The 15,707-nt window shown below is 35.4% G+C and carries 18 protein-coding genes; 3 read left to right on the top strand and 15 right to left on the bottom strand.

The genetic code is table 11. The annotated features are described in order from the left end of the window. Positions 1-14: 14 nt before the first annotated feature. Together AACZ49_RS09435 and AACZ49_RS09430 are read right to left on the bottom strand one after the other, a co-directional pair. Positions 15-902 (bottom strand): DUF1080 domain-containing protein, encoded by an 888-nt coding sequence (locus AACZ49_RS09435; protein WP_339653927.1) that lies wholly within the window; start codon positions 900-902, stop codon positions 15-17. Positions 903-1,079: 177 nt separating this feature from the next. After that, on the bottom strand, positions 1,080-1,508 hold the full coding sequence (locus AACZ49_RS09430) for a peptidylprolyl isomerase (RefSeq protein ID WP_339653924.1): 429 nt from the start codon (positions 1,506-1,508) through the stop codon (positions 1,080-1,082). 264 nt (positions 1,509-1,772) lie between these two features. On the opposite strand from AACZ49_RS09430, the gene AACZ49_RS09425 reads away from it, so the two are divergent. Beyond that, positions 1,773-3,284 carry a biopolymer transporter TolR gene (locus AACZ49_RS09425; protein ID WP_339653922.1) on the top strand — a complete coding sequence of 504 codons (1,512 nt, stop codon included), beginning with the start codon at positions 1,773-1,775 and terminating at the stop codon, positions 3,282-3,284. Between the two features lie 18 nt (positions 3,285-3,302). Here AACZ49_RS09425 and AACZ49_RS09420 read toward each other — a convergent pair whose 3' ends face one another. Both AACZ49_RS09420 and AACZ49_RS09415 read right to left on the bottom strand, forming a co-directional pair. Beyond that, entirely contained in the window at positions 3,303-3,851 is a 549-nt protein-coding gene (locus AACZ49_RS09420) for a DUF4251 domain-containing protein (RefSeq protein WP_339653920.1), read from the bottom strand. 99 nt (positions 3,852-3,950) lie between these two features. Then, a complete protein-coding gene (locus tag AACZ49_RS09415; protein ID WP_339653918.1) occupies positions 3,951-4,283 on the bottom strand; it encodes a hypothetical protein in 333 nt (110 codons plus the stop codon). A 231-nt stretch (positions 4,284-4,514) separates the two neighbouring features. Between AACZ49_RS09415 and AACZ49_RS09410 the strand changes: the two genes are divergently transcribed. After that, entirely contained in the window at positions 4,515-4,817 is a 303-nt protein-coding gene (locus AACZ49_RS09410) for an HPF/RaiA family ribosome-associated protein (RefSeq protein WP_091619746.1), read from the top strand. 18 nt (positions 4,818-4,835) lie between these two features. Here the strand turns inward: AACZ49_RS09410 and AACZ49_RS09405 are convergent, their stop codons facing one another. Beyond that, positions 4,836-5,177, bottom strand: coding sequence for a hypothetical protein (locus tag AACZ49_RS09405; RefSeq protein ID WP_339653913.1), 342 nt, complete (start codon positions 5,175-5,177; stop codon positions 4,836-4,838). 396 nt (positions 5,178-5,573) lie between these two features. On the opposite strand from AACZ49_RS09405, the gene AACZ49_RS09400 reads away from it, so the two are divergent. Continuing rightward, positions 5,574-6,512, top strand: coding sequence for a TerC family protein (locus tag AACZ49_RS09400; RefSeq protein WP_339653911.1), 939 nt, complete (start codon positions 5,574-5,576; stop codon positions 6,510-6,512). Between the two features lie 8 nt (positions 6,513-6,520). On the opposite strand, the gene AACZ49_RS09395 is transcribed toward AACZ49_RS09400, so the two are convergent. From AACZ49_RS09395 to AACZ49_RS09350, 10 genes are all read right to left on the bottom strand, one after another. Then, positions 6,521-6,775 (bottom strand): phosphopantetheine-binding protein, encoded by a 255-nt coding sequence (locus tag AACZ49_RS09395; RefSeq protein WP_339653908.1) that lies wholly within the window; start codon positions 6,773-6,775, stop codon positions 6,521-6,523. Between the two features lie 61 nt (positions 6,776-6,836). Next, positions 6,837-8,111, bottom strand: coding sequence for a beta-ketoacyl-[acyl-carrier-protein] synthase family protein (locus tag AACZ49_RS09390; protein ID WP_339653905.1), 1,275 nt, complete (start codon positions 8,109-8,111; stop codon positions 6,837-6,839). Further along, positions 8,104-8,556, bottom strand: a complete 453-nt coding sequence (locus AACZ49_RS09385; protein WP_339653902.1) for a hotdog domain-containing protein — start codon at positions 8,554-8,556, stop codon at positions 8,104-8,106. Before AACZ49_RS09385 ends, AACZ49_RS09390 begins: the two co-directional genes overlap by 8 nt. 10 nt (positions 8,557-8,566) lie before the next feature. Beyond that, positions 8,567-9,349: an SDR family oxidoreductase gene (locus AACZ49_RS09380; protein WP_339653899.1), complete on the bottom strand. Its 783-nt coding sequence runs from the start codon at positions 9,347-9,349 to the stop codon at positions 8,567-8,569. Positions 9,350-9,370: 21 nt separating this feature from the next. After that, positions 9,371-10,426: a type III polyketide synthase gene (locus AACZ49_RS09375; protein WP_339653896.1), complete on the bottom strand. Its 1,056-nt coding sequence runs from the start codon at positions 10,424-10,426 to the stop codon at positions 9,371-9,373. Between the two features lie 23 nt (positions 10,427-10,449). Further along, positions 10,450-11,157 (bottom strand): methyltransferase domain-containing protein, encoded by a 708-nt coding sequence (locus tag AACZ49_RS09370; RefSeq protein WP_339653894.1) that lies wholly within the window; start codon positions 11,155-11,157, stop codon positions 10,450-10,452. After that, positions 11,157-12,281, bottom strand: coding sequence for an FAD-dependent monooxygenase (locus AACZ49_RS09365; protein WP_339653891.1), 1,125 nt, complete (start codon positions 12,279-12,281; stop codon positions 11,157-11,159). The genes AACZ49_RS09370 and AACZ49_RS09365 overlap by 1 nt, the downstream gene beginning before the upstream one ends. Positions 12,282-12,358: 77 nt before the next feature. Next, on the bottom strand, positions 12,359-13,051 hold the full coding sequence (locus AACZ49_RS09360) for an OmpA family protein (RefSeq protein ID WP_339653889.1): 693 nt from the start codon (positions 13,049-13,051) through the stop codon (positions 12,359-12,361). A gap of 30 nt (positions 13,052-13,081) precedes the next feature. Next, positions 13,082-13,561 (bottom strand): lipocalin family protein, encoded by a 480-nt coding sequence (locus AACZ49_RS09355; protein ID WP_339653887.1) that lies wholly within the window; start codon positions 13,559-13,561, stop codon positions 13,082-13,084. 147 nt (positions 13,562-13,708) lie between these two features. Further along, positions 13,709-15,685, bottom strand: a complete 1,977-nt coding sequence (locus AACZ49_RS09350; protein WP_339653885.1) for a dehydrogenase E1 component subunit alpha/beta — start codon at positions 15,683-15,685, stop codon at positions 13,709-13,711. Between the last annotated feature and the right edge of the window lie 22 nt (positions 15,686-15,707).

Genomic DNA, 15,707 nt, shown 5'->3' with positions numbered 1-15,707 from the left:
TTTTGGTGATTTTTCTATTCGTAAATACATGTGCTATTATCTGCTTTTACATAGTAAGACTTATAATTTTTGGCTTTTTCGTCCATACAACCACAAAGATTCAATACTTCTATACTTTTAAAATCAATGGGATGCGATTCTGCCTGAATAGATATATAGCCTTCTTTTAACGGTTTTCCTACCTCATATACACTTTCGTTATACCCAGAGATATTACCCCCACCAATGGTTGGTGATTTAAATTCTAAAACAACTTCACCTTCCATAATATGCTGTACTAAAGAATCACCAAGAACCAAAGCTTCAGCAGTCACCCATTGGTCGCCGTGATAGGTTTTTGAGGTAGCGTTGACACAGTGTGGGGTAAACAGGCTATCATTCATTACCACATTCGTGCCCGGTGTGCACAAATTGGCCGTGGTACGTTCATGGATACCATCGCCTCCCAAAAGTTGATACTCTAAAGAAATTGGAAAATCTTGGTCTAAACCCAATGTTGCAGGCTCTTGACAATGTAACATAAGTCCATTATTTCGAAAAGCCCAAGCAGGCCCATTTGTCATTTGCTCCCCAACAAACCGATAGGTTGCGCGCAGTTTGTAATGCGAGAATTTTTGTTTGTAGAATAAGTGCCCAAAATTACCATTAAAAGTATCTGTTTTAGCGTACCTGACGCTTAAAAGACTATCCTGATACACAAACCTGTTGTTATGGTTAATACCAAGTTCATATCCCGCAAATTTTGGTGTCCAGTCGTCATAATTGGCCCCATTGAACAAAGCCACCCATTCTTCATGTTCAGGTTCTTCTGCGCAAGATATAACCACTAGAAACATTGAAAATAGTGCCACAAAGGGCATACAAACCCTAAAAGTGTAGTAGGTATTTTTTAGAATGTTCATAACACTAATATTCTTGTAAGCGTTTTTAAAAATAAGCCTTGTTAACCATGTAATAATATAAGAAATATAAAGGGTTATCCTCTTATTAATATCAAGGTACGAACATACTTCAAATCACCTATCAAAACAAAAAAAACCACCCTTAATAGGGCGGTTTTTTTATAAAACGAATTTTATTTATTTAATTTCAACCAACTCTAACTCGAAAGTTAAATCTTCGCCGGCCAAAGGATGATTTGCATCTACTACAATTTCATCTTCCAATACTTCAGCAACACGTAGTTGTTTTTCGCTTCCATCAGCATTTGTAGCCATAAGCGCCATATCGACCTCTACTTTCAAATCTTCCGGTAAATCTGATTTTTTTACCGATTGAAAAAGTTCCTTACGCTTTTCACCATATGCTTCTTCCTTAGCAATAACGATAGTCTTTTTCTCGTTCGGTTGCATATCGATCAATCCTTTTTCAAAACCAGGTATTAAACTACCTTGCCCTAATTTTACCTCTAAAGGCTCTCTATTTACAGAACTATCAAACACTTGACCATCACTCAATTTACCTGTGTAATGTACACTTACTAACGAATCTGCTTTTACTTTACTCATACTATTAAATTCTACTATTTAACTTTATTGAGCCGCAAAGGTATTGTTCTCAATACCCAATAACGAATAATAGAACAAAACCTTCTCCTGTTAGGCTTCCTTTAACTTAAAACAGAGTGATACGGTAATAAAAACAGCAATTAATAATCAATTTCGACTACGTAGTAAGTTGCCTTCTTATGATTTCATAAAGATCTATATGACTAAGCAAAAGAATTATAGAGTATATTTAAATACAGTTACCAACAATAACAACTACGCATCATGAAATTACGTTCATTTACCCTATCCTTTCTATTTGTATGTATCACGACCACTTTTCAAGCACAATATAGAATCGGAATTTTCGATGGCAATACTGCTATCGGGAATCCAAAAGTAAAGGGTTCTGCAACTTTCGATGCTTTAAACCAAGCATATACCTTAACAGGTGCAGGTACTAATATGTGGTTTGGTACCGATGAATTTCAATATTTATGGACGACCATACAAGGTGATTTTATTCTTCGTGCGACGGTAAATTTTAACGGAAAAGGAAACGACCCTCACCGTAAAGCAGGGTGGATAATCAAAAACAGTCTTGATGCTAATTCTAATCATGTAAATGCCAGTACCCATGGTGACGGACTCACCTCTTTACAGTACCGGAAAACGGTTGGCGGACTTACCGAAGAGCTAAAATCTAACGACCAGTCCCCTACTATCATACAATTAGAAAGGCGGGGCACAACCTATATCATGTCTACCACAAAATTCGGAAAGGAGTTTACAAGTGTTGAGCTGGTAAATAATGAGAGCCTCGATAATGAAGTTTATGTGGGCTTGTATGTATGTTCTCATAACCCAGACATATTGGAAAGTGCCACTTTTAGTAATGTACGCATCATTAAACCTGTAGCTGAAGATTATACCCCCTACAGAGATTATATTGGCAGTAATCTAGAATTGATGGATGTAGAAACCGGACATAGAAAAATCATTCATCATTCCGCACACTCCATACAAGCACCTAATTGGACGGTCGATGGTAAAAATTTGATTTACAATTCTAAAGGTCATCTGTACAATTATGAGTTAGAAACAAATGCCATTACTCCACTAAATACTGGTTTTGCTGTTAACAACAATAATGATCACGTGCTTACTTTTGATGGTCAATTACTAGGTATTAGCAATCATAACCAAAAAGATAATGGCACTTCTGCACTTTATTACTTACCTACAGAGGGTGATTCATTACCTAAAATGGTTACCAAGCCAGGTGTTGGTGCCTCTTACTTTCATGGTTGGTCTCCAAACAATAAGGAGATGCTGTTTACAGGTAACAGAAATGGAGCTTATAATATATTTTCGGTCAATGTTAAATCGGGAAAGGAGGAGCAACTCACCGATTTACCGACCCTAGATGATGGCCCGGAATTTAGTGAGAATGGAAAATTCATCTACTTCAATTCGGTTCGCTCGGGTACCATGCAGCTCTATCGAATGAAAGCAAATGGCAAGAAACAAGAACAATTGACCTTTGATGAATATAACAATTGGTTCCCCCATGTAAGTCCTGATCAAAAATGGATAGTCTTTATTTCCTTTCCGAAAGATATAAACCCTAGCGAACATCCATTTTACAAGCATTGTATGTTACGTATTATGCCATTTAAAGGAGGAGAACCCAAAGTACTTGCCCATATTTATGGAGGTCAAGGAACTATAAATGTACCGAGTTGGTCACCAGATAGTAAAAGAATTGCTTTTGTAACCAATACAGATAGTTACTAGAAAAAGAATAAAATTCGTTTACTGCTTAGTGTTGCCTGCCAATGCTTTAATTGCGCCTTCATAACGAATAGAATTTCGATTACTGAGACTTATCGATACACTTGATGTTTTATTTGGATAGATGGCCATTATAACAAAATAACTATCAGACTTTTCACTGATATTGAAGGTGATGTTGTATTTACCTTTATCTGGATCGAAAGTCTGGCTATAAGTTGTAGGAATTCCATTAAACTCAATTCCGGTTGCTGAACCATAGCCCCCACCTAATTGCCGTTCTCCATAATATGGCAAATTAGCGGTTACGCTATCGCCATTTACTTTGATAAAATTAGGATTTCCTACTAAATTAATACGGGATACATTACTTCCATGTGGTATAAGTCCAGAATTCGCTACAGCATTCATACTTTGAGTAACCATAGGGTTAGCCCAATCAGCAGTAAACTCAAAAGATTTTGATGAAATTAATGAATGAATTGGGTGGGTATCGCTTATACTGTTTTTAGTAGAAGTACAACTAAACAATAAACTAAGGACCATAAAAGAAGTAACTATTGTTTTCATAGGTTATATTCCATTAACTATATTTAAATCCACTAAATCTATGCCAAAGACTCAAAATAATTATCCTCAAATTCGGAATTCACCAAGAAATCACCAAATTCAAATACTAATAGAATGTTGAACATATTTTCTAGATTTTTGGGTAAATTCAATTACATCAATTTCTAGATCTGCTGTTTCCTTAATGTGAAAGTTTACAGATTGGTACTGATCTGGCAATAGCTCATTGGTAAGTTTCATATAGTCTAAAAGGTTTTCGTTTACCGCTGCCAACTTCCTTATTTTATCTTTGAGATATGCTTTAGTATCAAAAAGAGCCATCGTCGAAGGTTCATATAAATATGAATCTATAAGAGTTCTAAAATATTGAAGCGTATTGTAGCAACGTTCCAATTTACCTAAACATTTAAATTTATCCAGTTCATTTTCCATAGCGTAAAGTTTTAAAATGAAAATGTGGGGAATTTGATTCAAATTAAGGTAAGAAGTTTGAATATCAACTATGTTTGTAATAGTTTAACTATACTTTAAAAATTAAAAACTTTCGTTAACGATTTAGAAACAAAACGATTAGCTATTGTTAACTCAAAAGTCCGGTTATTAAAGCTTTTTTTAGTTGCCAAGAAGATTTGAATTGAGTATCTTAATCTAAACTTTGAACCTATGAATATCAATTTTGAATACGACGATGTGAAAGCCAGTAACCGATTGGAAATTATGGCTGCCCAAAAATTAGAAAAATTATTGGATAAGTTTGATTTTATAGTTAGATCCGATGTTTTTTTCAAGAAAGAGAATACTTCATCACCAGATACCGGTATGGTATGTAATATACGTTTGAGCGCCCCTGGACCTCGTTTGTTCGCTCAATCGTCGACAGGAAGTTTTGAAGCTTCTATAGCTTCTTCGGTAGAAGACTTACAAAGACAGTTAGAGAAACGAAAAGCTAAAATGCAATCTCATTAAACTGTATTTTAACGAGGTTTAATCTTCAGAATTATCCTCGGATTTAGTTTCACTTGTGATAACATTTTGAATTTTATCGGAAAATGGATTGCGCTTTAATTCTTGAATTAGGCGCTTTCTTTTTTTATCGGAAATATTAAGTGAATCCAATATCTGTTTAGTTCGATATTGAAATGCAATTCTACTTTGCTTTAACGCAATACGTTCAGAAACAGATAGTACATAATCAGACTCGAATTGGTTAAGTAGAGTTCTCTTGTTTATTTTAGCATTAATCGATGCAACATCTTGTGCGAAAGTAGTGTTTACACCTAAAAGTAGGTATATGAAAACACCACCCAATAACGTTAGTTTTTTCATTTCAATTATTGTTCTATGAGAAATGTAGTACTATATTTTTGAACAATCGATTTATATGTTGGTAAGTTGCTATTAATCGATAGAACCGCACAGGTTATCCCCTTAAATAATTTACAATCTTTCTAAATATTCTTTCCATAAAATCACTCTTAAATTAGATTTTATCTATACCATTAGTTTGATAAACCAATTTATTAAAAGGCAAAACTTATTTTCTAAATTATCATGTTATTGGTTTATAAGTAACTACAATAATTAGGTGCTATCGTACAATCATAAGTGAAATTCATCAGATAATAGGAAACCTAAAATCTTGATTATCAATCCGTAAACATTTAAATAAAATAAAATTCCAAATGTCAAAATTTAATATCTTTGCATGTTGAAAAAAATGATATGATAGTCTGGATTGTTTTTATTGTATTTGTACTTATTTTTCTTGCTTTAGACCTTGGTGTATTCCATAAAAACGATCATGTTATAAAATCAAAAGAAGCAGGTATTTGGACTGCAATTTGGGTTACTGTAGCTTTTAGTTTTAGTGGTGTTATCTATTGGCTGTTCAATTCTGGAATGATTGATAACCCTACCGGACTAACACCTAACAATGCTGTTTTAAAATACATTACAGGGTATTTAATAGAACTTTCTTTAAGTGTAGACAATATTTTTGTCATCGCAGTAATCTTCAGTTCATTCAAGATTCCTCCTTTATACCAGCATAGGGTATTATTCTGGGGAATTTTAGGGGCAATTGTTTTTAGAGCTTTAATGATTTTCTTCGGGGTTGCATTGATCACTAAGTTTGAATGGATTATTTACATTTTCGGTATCTTTTTATTGTATACCGCTTTTAATATGCTAAAGGGTGATGATGACGATTTTGACCCTAAGAAGTCATTTGTTTTTAAAATGATCAAAAAAATCTACCCTGTAACATCAAAAATGAACGGTCATGCTTTTTTCGTAAAAAGGATGGGGGTAAATGCTGCTACTCCCCTATTCGTTGCACTTATAGTAATAGAACTAACCGATATTCTATTTGCTTTAGATAGTATACCGGCCATTTTAGCAATTACGGCAGACCCTTTTATTGTATTTACTTCTAATATTTTGGCAATTTTAGGGTTACGATCAATGTATTTCTTGATTTCACGAATGTTGGAAAAATTTAGATACATTAACTATAGCCTCGTTGTGATACTCGCTTTTGTGGGATTAAAAATGCTTTTCTCCCATTATATAGAGTTACCAGAATGGGTTTCTCTTACTGTAATATCAGTAGCTTTGGCATCAGGGGTCTTAGCTTCCATGTTTATTAAAGAAAGAGAATAAGGAAGCGATTATTTACTTTTCAGTTTAGTATCGATAATTGCCATCGCATCATTCACGGTTTGCATATGATCCATATCATCGTTTTCTAATCGAATATCAAAAGCATCCTCAACATCTAGTACAATGTCTACTAGGTTAGCGGAATTAATATTTAAATCATTCATAAAATGACTATTCTTTTCTATGTCTGCAATTGTAACGTCTTCAGGTAGATATATTTTTATAATATCCTTTAATTTTTGATATTTTTCTTCTTCTAGCATTGTTGTATTTTTTATACCAAAAAGTATATTTTATTGTTTTTTATTAGCGTGCTACTAAACTTTAATTAGAATAGGCTTTAAAAATAACACATGCATTAACATCGCCAAAGCCAAAACTTGCTTTGGCAATTATTTTAGGATTATGGCCCATTGTTTTTCTCGGAATACGATCTTCTGAAATTAATGACTGTATTTCAGTATGAATATCGTCACAATTTATATTCTTAAACACAACCTTTTCTTGAAATTGTAAAATAGTCGCTACACTCTCTATACTTCCGGCTGCGGCTAAACAATGTCCAACAGTCCCTTTAAAGGAATTGATATATGGAAAATCTTTTCCCGAACGATTCAAGGCCTTACTCCAATTCTCAATTTCTAAAGCGTCTTTAGATGTAGCAGTTAAATGCCCATTAATCACATCTACGTCAGATGCTTCAATTCCTGAATTGTACATTGCCTGACGAATACAACGCTGAACGGCAATACTGTTGGGTGCCGTCATAGAACCTTCTCCTAATTGGCCGCCACTATTAATTTCTCCACCTAAAACTTCAGCATATATATGCGCACCTCTTTTTTGTGCACTTTCCAAAGATTCTAAAACTAGAGCCCCTGCCCCACTACCAGGAACAAATCCGCTAGCCGAAGCACTCATTGGTCTACTTGCTTGTGAAGGATTATTATTATAGTCTCTTGGTAAAATACGCATTGCATCAAACCCACCCCATACATACGGACCGCTATCACTACAGCTCCCCGTTAATATTATTTCTGCTTTTCCTAAACTAATGCGTTCAAATGCCATTATAATACCTTCCGTACCCGTTGTACAAGCAGCAGAATTAGTTGTTACTTGGTTCCCACAACCTAACAAGCCGCCTAAATAAGCGCTAATACCACTGGCCATTGTTTGTATAACAGAGGTACTGCCCAATCTTCGCACGCTACCATCATCAATAAGGTGAATGGCTTCTCTAAATTTATCTACGCCCAATATACCAGTACCGAATAGTATACCTCGTTCCCAGCTAGGCTCTTCTGTCTTGTTCTTTTCTAAACCAGCATTTTTCCAAGCATCTACACCGGCTATTACACCGTAAACTATTCCTGTTGCATTTAAACCCCTTCTTTCTAACGGTGTAAAGTAATTATCTATAAAATTATCTTTCACCAAAGGTTCGCCTGCAATTTGACAACCAAATCCTAATTTTTCTAAAATAGGCTGATGTCGAATACCACTTTTACCGTCTAACAGCGATTGGGTAAAATCGGAAAGACCCACACCATTTGGCGCACAAACCCCTAACCCCGTAACAACAACACGTCTACTCATTATTTATAACCATCATGCCCGCCAACGTACCTTTACAGACCAATTTATCTTTTTCATTAAACATTTTAACATTGCACTTTAATTTATGAAACCTATAGTAAATAAGTTCTGAGGTAACCCGAACCCTTTCTCCTGGAAAAACTGGTAGTAAAAATTCCATTTGAGAACTACTCATTCCTATTTTTAAGTCTTCTATGTTATTTTCTTCCCCCAAAAGATAAATTCCCAAACATACTAGACCTATTTGTGCACAGCACTCTGTTAAGAGTACTCCTGGGGTAACTGGGTTATCCTTAAAATGTCCATTATAAAATGTAGCCTCAGGCTTAAATCTATATGTTCCTTCTACACTTTTCTCACTTACATTTAAAATTTCATCAACAAACAGAAAAGACTCCGAGTAAGGCAATTTATTCACTAAGCATTGATATGTATTCTTGGTCATTTATTTAATCTTAAATCAGACTTTCACCGCCATCTACTTTAATCACTGTTCCGGTAATCCATTTTGCTTCATCGGTAGTCAGCAAATAAACAGCATTAGCTACATCATCAGGCGTTGTTAATCGATTATTCGGATTCCGTTTCAATGCATTTGCTTTAATCTCCTCATAACCCGGAATCATAGATAATGATTTGGTCATCGTTATACCGGCTTGTATACAATTCGCCTTTATACCGATTGGTGCAAATTCTAATGCAATACTTCGTGTTAATGCCTCTAAAGCCACTTTTGCTACAGAAACGGCACTATAGTTAAGTAAAGCTTTGGTATTCCCCTCACTTGTAAACGAAATTATTCTAGTATCTGAGGCAAATAGCTTTGTAGCGACCAATGCCTTTGTCCAATCATAGAGACTCAATGCCATCGCATCGAAGGTAATTCTGAAATCTGTATCGGTAAGGGTTGATTTACTTATTGAGTACATAGGCTTCAATGTTCCTTTTGCCACACTATGCACAAGCACTTTAATTTGATGTCCTTCGGGTAATTGGTGTTCTATATCGGAAATAATTACTGCACGCTTTTCGATATTTAAAGCATCGGCATTCAATGCAATCAATTGATTGCCGAACGCTCTTATTTCATTAAATGATGTTTCTATATCATCCATATCAGAACGCCTATCTCTATGTACGATTATAATGTGATAACCTTGACTTGCTAATTTCTTTGCCGTAGCTAAACCAAGTCCGCTACTACCACCTAAAATCAATGCCCAAAAATTAGTTTTCATCTTTCTAATTACTTTTATAAACTACCATTCGATAAGAACTCGCTGTGCCGAAAAACCAGGACCAAAACTTAAAATGAGTCCTTGTTCTCCTTTTCGTATCTCTTTTTCTAAAAAACGCTCTAAAACGTAAAGAACAGTAGCACTGCTCATATTACCATACAGTCTTAAAACTTCCCGTGTATCATCAATATTCTTTCCTAAAGCACCGAATAACGATTCTACGGTCTGTACTATTTTTTTACCGCCGGGATGAAAAATTAAGTGGTCTACTTTCTGTATATCACTTCCATATTTTTCCAGAAAAGGATGAACAATATCCGAGAAATGGTTGGATATTGTTTCTGGGACCGCTGGATCTAGAATCATTTTTAATCCGTAGTTGGTTAAGTCAAAACCCATCATATGTGTAGCATCTTTAAAATGGTACATATCTTCCCCAATAATTTTAGGCCCTACAGCGCCTTCCTCCGATGACAACAATACGCAAGCCGCACCATCACCGAATATTGCTGCACTTACCATATTGGCCATGGAATAATCATTTAGTTGAAAAGTTGCAGTCGGACTCTCCACTGACACCAAGGCAATACGTTTCCCAGGATTAGATTTAAGGAAGTTATGGGCATAAATAAGTCCCGATACTCCTGCAGCACAACCCATTTCAGTTACAGGAAGCCGAACAATATCTTGACGCATACCTAGCTCATTGATTAAATAGGCATCTAGTGATGGAATCATAATACCCGTACAACTTACCGTTATGATATAATCGACGGAACCTGCTTGCCAGCTAGTTTTATGCAGAGCATTTCGAAGCACATTGGCTCCCATACGCTTTGCCTCTCTAACGTAAATTTTATTTTTATCTTCAAAAGAAGTGGCTACAAATACCTCTTCTGGAGGCATTATGGAATATCGCTTGTCGACCGCAGCACCTTCAAAAATTTTAACGACCTTACGTGTAAATCGTTCTTCCTGACCGCTTAGCCAAAATTCAACTAACGGTAGAATATCCTTGGTATATCTAAAATACTCAGGTAATTCTTTGGTAACACTAACAATTCTTGTTGGATTCATAGTTGTTCTTAGTCTTCAATCTACTACTTCTTTTTTAAAACCCATACATATCTAAAGGCCCATTTCCATTCAATTTGGTGAGATGCATTTTTTACTTGAGTAGCATACCCCATTAAGTCTTTCTTTTTAAATGCTCTTCGTATCGATAATAGCCCATCTTTTTTAGCAATTACTGTTCTAATAAAAAAGAAACTAAATGCCTTGAACAAATAGAAAGCTACCGGGTTACGATCTAAATCATTGATAACAACTCCTAAAGATGCAAGTGAATTAAACTTATTTACGAATTGAACTACACCTTTATTTGTGAAATGATGCATTGTTAACGTGGTCATCACAACATCAATATTATAAGTAGAGAAATCAGCAGTTAAAATATCTGCTTCCAAATATGTTATTTCGGGATAATCGACCGAATAATATCTTGCTAGTTCTATCCCTTGTTTGTTTAGGTCCACACCTATAAATTTGAGAGAAATATTTCGTTTTCTAGCTTCTTTGGCCAGCTTTCTGAGCATGGTACCTTCTGCACAACCCATATCTAAAATCGTATACGATTCTTTATTTTCTAACGTAAGTAATTTAAAAACAGCATTTAAAGTAACACTATAACCGCCTAGTAGTCTATTTACCCTATTAATATCTTGTAATATGGTATACAGTTCTTTGGTAGTACCAGTATAAGTATCCATAATCTCAATTTCAGTACTTCGCTGTGTTAAATCTACCATTAGGATATCATTTCTCCGTGTGTCTTCGTTATAATATATTTTAGCAATGTTTTCCATTTTCCTACGGTAAGGATTCCTATTGAAACCATTGTTTTATTCATTAAGATACGCTGCAATCGTCTACCGAACCATAATCGCTTGCTAAATGATTTGGTCCATATTTTTTTATAATCCCGCTCTAACTGATTTCGCTCGTATTTTGAATCATAAAAATACTGCAATACCAATTCAGAGGCAATTTTAGCACTATGTATTGCCATTGCCATTCCATTGCCACAAAGAGGATGTATTAAACCCGCTGTATCACCACACATGAGCATATGATCAACCACTGTATCTTTCTTATCAAAGGAAATCTGGGCAATGGTCATAGGTTGTTTGAATAATGGTTTGGCATTTGATAAAAACGAATTTAAAAAAGGGTTTTTCGCCACTACTTCGTTATTAAAAGCGGTGATGTCTTTATATTTTTTAAAAGTTTTATAATGAACTAGATAACAGAAATTGATTGCGCCAGATTCCGTTGTGGAGAGTCCGCCGTATCCACCATTAAAATTATGCAAACCAACTAATTCATTGGGGAAATCGGGCATTTGATAATGTGCTTTAACAGCCAGCCAAGAGTTCTTTTTAAGACTAAATTCCCTATCCATATTTTTATCTAATATAGAACGCTTACCATAAGCCCCTAAAACGATTTTGGAAGTGTAGGTATTAATTGCTGTAGTAATCGTAAAAGTATCATCCTTAAATACTGTTTTAATTACTTTTTCGAAATAAAAAATCACTCCCAGTTCCTTGGTACGATTATAAAGTAAATTATCTAAAGCATATCTACTTATCCCAAAACCACCGAGCGGCAATTCTGTTTCTACCGAATAGCCTTTGTGATTAGAAATTTGAAACTGTGTAATATCAACCGCTCCAACCGACCTAGGAAAAATCCCCAATCTATTAAAATAGGGCAATATTTCTTTAGACACGTATTCACCACATACCTTATGATGCGGGTATTCATTTATCTCAAAAACACCAACATGCTTACCTTCCAAAGCCAAATGAATAGCCGCAGTAAGCCCTGCAAGTCCTCCCCCTAGAATAAGTACATCGTATTTTTTCACCATCGGGAAGTTACATCAAAAACAAAAAGCCCTGCAAATGCAGGGCTTTTATTTTAACTCAAAACCAATACAAGTTACTCTTAATTGGTTTGTGTTTTTGCTTCTTGTTTTAAAGCCTCACTAGCAACGATTGCTAGTTCAACTCTTCTGTTCTTTGCTTTACCTTCTGCAGTTGTATTATCGCCAACAGGTTGAGTTTCACCGTACCATTTTGTATCGAAACGACTTGCATCAACTCCTTTGCTAATTAAGTAATTGGTTACCGATTCTGCTCTTTGTTTAGATAAGTTCATGTTATACTCATCAGCACCTGCGCTATCTGTATGGCCTTCAACCAAAACATTAGAATTAGGATATTCGTTAAAAATACCAGCTAATTTATCTAATGTTGTAGCAGAAGTTCCTTGAACGTTCGACTTATTGGTTGCGAAGTATACACCTGCATCTTCATTGAAAGTAACATTAATACCTTCACCAACTCTCTTCACTTCTGCACCAGGAATTTCTTCTTCTATACGCTCTGCTTGTCGGTCCATTCGATTTCCGATATATCCACCAGCTGCACCACCAATGGCAGCACCTAAAATTGCTCCAAGAGCTGTATTGTTACCACTACCAACATTATTACCCAAAACGCCACCAATAACTGCACCACCTGCAGCACCTATAACAGCTCCTTTTTGAGTTTTATTTGCGTTTTTAACCGTACTACAGCTTATTACCATTGTAAGAGCGAATATGTAGCTTGTTTTACGTATTATCATTGTTTTCATATGCTTAAATTTAATTTTAAAGTAGGTTTATTATTTTTTTGTGAACTCATAAACTACGTTTATCGCAGTACCATCTACCATAACGTTAGATTTCAAAATCATTGCATACTCAGTCAAAGTTTCAATATTTAAACGGTAACCAGCTCCACCAGAAATATCCTTATTTTTTTCATTAATGAATTTGAACTGCAACTGACTGGTATAATTTTCTTCACGCTCAACAACAGACCATCTTATATAACGGTCTCCACCATTACATAGAGTTGACGGACTAATAGTATATCTACCAGTACTGTTATTGTCGCGAAAGAACCACTCACTACCTTCAAGACAAATATCTTCTACATCATTAAATAAGACTGCTTTCATGTTACCGGTATTGCCTTCAAAAGCGATATTGTTCAATGTCCATGTTCCACTTAATAAGTTTCTTTTTCCACGTGCATCTTTTGATATAGAGCAAGAAGATACTAAAAGAACAATACTAAATAGCCAAATCATTTTTTTCATAAGTAAATTTATTAGGTTTGATTCTATATACGTTAATTCTTACTTTTTGGATGGATTACTATCCTTTATATTTCAATCTATAACGCAAATATCCACCCAAAGTATATGCCACTTTAGCCCTTTTAATAATAATGTTAACCGATATACTTAATAAGCTATAAGTTCAAGCAAAGCAGACTCAAATCTAGATTTGGCAAGGTATTGTTGTTCTAATTTTGCGTCAAATGGAATTGGAGTCTCCAAACTACCAACTCTTCGAATGGGCCCGTCTAAATATTCAAAACAATTTTCCATTACTAAAGCTGAAATATCGCTTGCAATACCTCCAAATAAACTATCTTCTTGTAGTATGATAAGTTTACCCGTTTTTTTAACGGAATCATAAATAGCATTTATATCTAAAGGCTGCAAGGTTCGTAGGTCTAATAAGTCGGCCTGAATTTCCATATTATTATCTAAACACTCTAAAGCCCAATGCACTCCAGCACCATAAGTAACAATAGTAATCGAAGAACCTTCTCTAAGGAGACTAGCTTTACCAAAGGGTAATGTATAATAATTAACGGGTACTTCTTGATACATACTTCTATACAAGCCTTTATGCTCAAAGAACAATACAGGGTTAGGGTCCTCAATAGCAGTTGCCAATAAGCCTTTAGCATCATAAGGAAATGCAGGATACACCACTTTAAGCCCTGGCGTCTTGGTAAACCAAGCTTCATTGGTTTGAGAATGAAACGGACCAGCAGCTACTCCACCACCACAGGGCATACGTATAACCACATCAGCTTTTTCACCCCATCGATAAAAACTCTTGGCTAAATAATTTACAATAGGATTGAATCCGGTACTGGCAAAGTCGGCAAATTGCATTTCCATTACCGCTTTTGCCCCATTGATGGACAAGCCCATAGCGGCTGATACTATTGCCGATTCACAAATTGGTGTATTGCGTACGCGTTCCTTTCCAAAATCTTCAACAAAGCCATCTGTAATTTTAAACACACCGCCATATTCAGCAACATCTTGCCCCATGATAACTAGGTTATCGAACTTTTTCATCGATGCCCTTAATCCATCAGAAATCGCATCAATCAAACGTATGTTCTTAGTATGTATACTAGGAGTACTATCTTTAAAATCAAAGTTTTGATATACCTCACTTAATTCTTTACTTTCATTAGGAGTTATCGATTCTTCGACGTATGCTTTTTGCAAATGCTCATCAATTTCGGCTTGAATTTCAGTTCTAATACGGTCAATTAATTCAACTGTAAGTATTTTTTCTTTCTTTAAAAAAGAGGTGAAATTCTCCAACGGATCTTTCTCTGCCCAGGTATCTAAAAGCTCTTGTGGAACATATTTTGTACCACTGGCTTCTTCATGCCCTCGCATACGAAAAGTTTTAAATTCCAGTAAAACGGGTCGTGGATTATTTCTCATATCCTCCATCAATTCCGATACTTTAGAATAGACCTCTAAGATGTTATTACCATCAATAATATGAGATTCCATTCCGTAGCCAATTCCTTTATCGGCTAGGTTTTCACATCTGAATTGTTCGTTGGTAGGTGTTGATAATCCATATCCATTGTTTTCAACACAAAACAAAACAGGCAACTCCCAAACGGCAGCAACATTTAAAGCCTCATGAAAATCACCTTCACTGGTAGCTCCTTCCCCCGTAAATACTGCGGTTACTCTTTTTTCATTTCGCAATTTATGCGCAAGGGCAATACCATCTGCAACACCTAACTGCGGTCCCAAATGAGAAATCATCCCTATTATCTTAAATTCTTGTGTACCAAAATGAAAACTACGGTCACGCCCTTGGGTAAAGCCACTTGCCTTACCTTGCCATTGTGTAAAAAGTCTGTATAATGGTATTTCTCTAGTGGTAAACACCCCTAAATTCCTATGCATCGGTAAAATATACTCATCATTATTTAATGCGCTGGTAACCCCTACCGAAATAGCTTCTTGCCCAATACCACTAAACCATTTAGAGACTTTGCCCTGTCGCAAAAGAATTAGCATTTTCTCCTCTATCATTCGTGGCTTAAGCATTGATTTAAAAAGGGTTAACTTAATATCGTCAGCTACTTGAAAATGATTATAATTCATAAAGGGTATATAAGTTGATAAT

Origin of the sequence: uncultured Maribacter sp., assembly GCF_963975365.1 — a bacterium.
Classification (GTDB): Bacteria; Bacteroidota; Bacteroidia; order Flavobacteriales; family Flavobacteriaceae; genus Maribacter.
The sequence above is the reverse complement of the archived record's forward strand: the minus strand, read 5'-3'. Positions and strand labels throughout refer to the sequence as shown.

Bases quoted from the DNA above. Each gene is read 5' to 3' on its own strand.
- AACZ49_RS09435 (WP_339653927.1), bottom strand. From the start codon at position 902: ATGAACATTCTAAAAAATACCTACTACACTTTTAGGGTTTGTATGCCC.
- AACZ49_RS09430 (WP_339653924.1), bottom strand. From the start codon at position 1,508: ATGAGTAAAGTAAAAGCAGATTCGTTAGTAAGTGTACATTACACAGGT.
- AACZ49_RS09425 (WP_339653922.1), top strand. From the start codon at position 1,773: ATGAAATTACGTTCATTTACCCTATCCTTTCTATTTGTATGTATCACG.
- AACZ49_RS09420 (WP_339653920.1), bottom strand. From the start codon at position 3,851: ATGAAAACAATAGTTACTTCTTTTATGGTCCTTAGTTTATTGTTTAGT.
- AACZ49_RS09415 (WP_339653918.1), bottom strand. From the start codon at position 4,283: ATGGAAAATGAACTGGATAAATTTAAATGTTTAGGTAAATTGGAACGT.
- AACZ49_RS09410 (WP_091619746.1), top strand. From the start codon at position 4,515: ATGAATATCAATTTTGAATACGACGATGTGAAAGCCAGTAACCGATTG.
- AACZ49_RS09405 (WP_339653913.1), bottom strand. From the start codon at position 5,177: ATGAAAAAACTAACGTTATTGGGTGGTGTTTTCATATACCTACTTTTA.
- AACZ49_RS09400 (WP_339653911.1), top strand. From the start codon at position 5,574: ATGATAGTCTGGATTGTTTTTATTGTATTTGTACTTATTTTTCTTGCT.
- AACZ49_RS09395 (WP_339653908.1), bottom strand. From the start codon at position 6,775: ATGCTAGAAGAAGAAAAATATCAAAAATTAAAGGATATTATAAAAATA.
- AACZ49_RS09390 (WP_339653905.1), bottom strand. From the start codon at position 8,111: ATGAGTAGACGTGTTGTTGTTACGGGGTTAGGGGTTTGTGCGCCAAAT.
- AACZ49_RS09385 (WP_339653902.1), bottom strand. From the start codon at position 8,556: ATGACCAAGAATACATATCAATGCTTAGTGAATAAATTGCCTTACTCG.
- AACZ49_RS09380 (WP_339653899.1), bottom strand. From the start codon at position 9,349: ATGAAAACTAATTTTTGGGCATTGATTTTAGGTGGTAGTAGCGGACTT.
- AACZ49_RS09375 (WP_339653896.1), bottom strand. From the start codon at position 10,426: ATGAATCCAACAAGAATTGTTAGTGTTACCAAAGAATTACCTGAGTAT.
- AACZ49_RS09370 (WP_339653894.1), bottom strand. From the start codon at position 11,157: ATGGTAGATTTAACACAGCGAAGTACTGAAATTGAGATTATGGATACT.
- AACZ49_RS09365 (WP_339653891.1), bottom strand. From the start codon at position 12,281: ATGGTGAAAAAATACGATGTACTTATTCTAGGGGGAGGACTTGCAGGG.
- AACZ49_RS09360 (WP_339653889.1), bottom strand. From the start codon at position 13,051: ATGAAAACAATGATAATACGTAAAACAAGCTACATATTCGCTCTTACA.
- AACZ49_RS09355 (WP_339653887.1), bottom strand. From the start codon at position 13,561: ATGAAAAAAATGATTTGGCTATTTAGTATTGTTCTTTTAGTATCTTCT.
- AACZ49_RS09350 (WP_339653885.1), bottom strand. From the start codon at position 15,685: ATGAATTATAATCATTTTCAAGTAGCTGACGATATTAAGTTAACCCTT.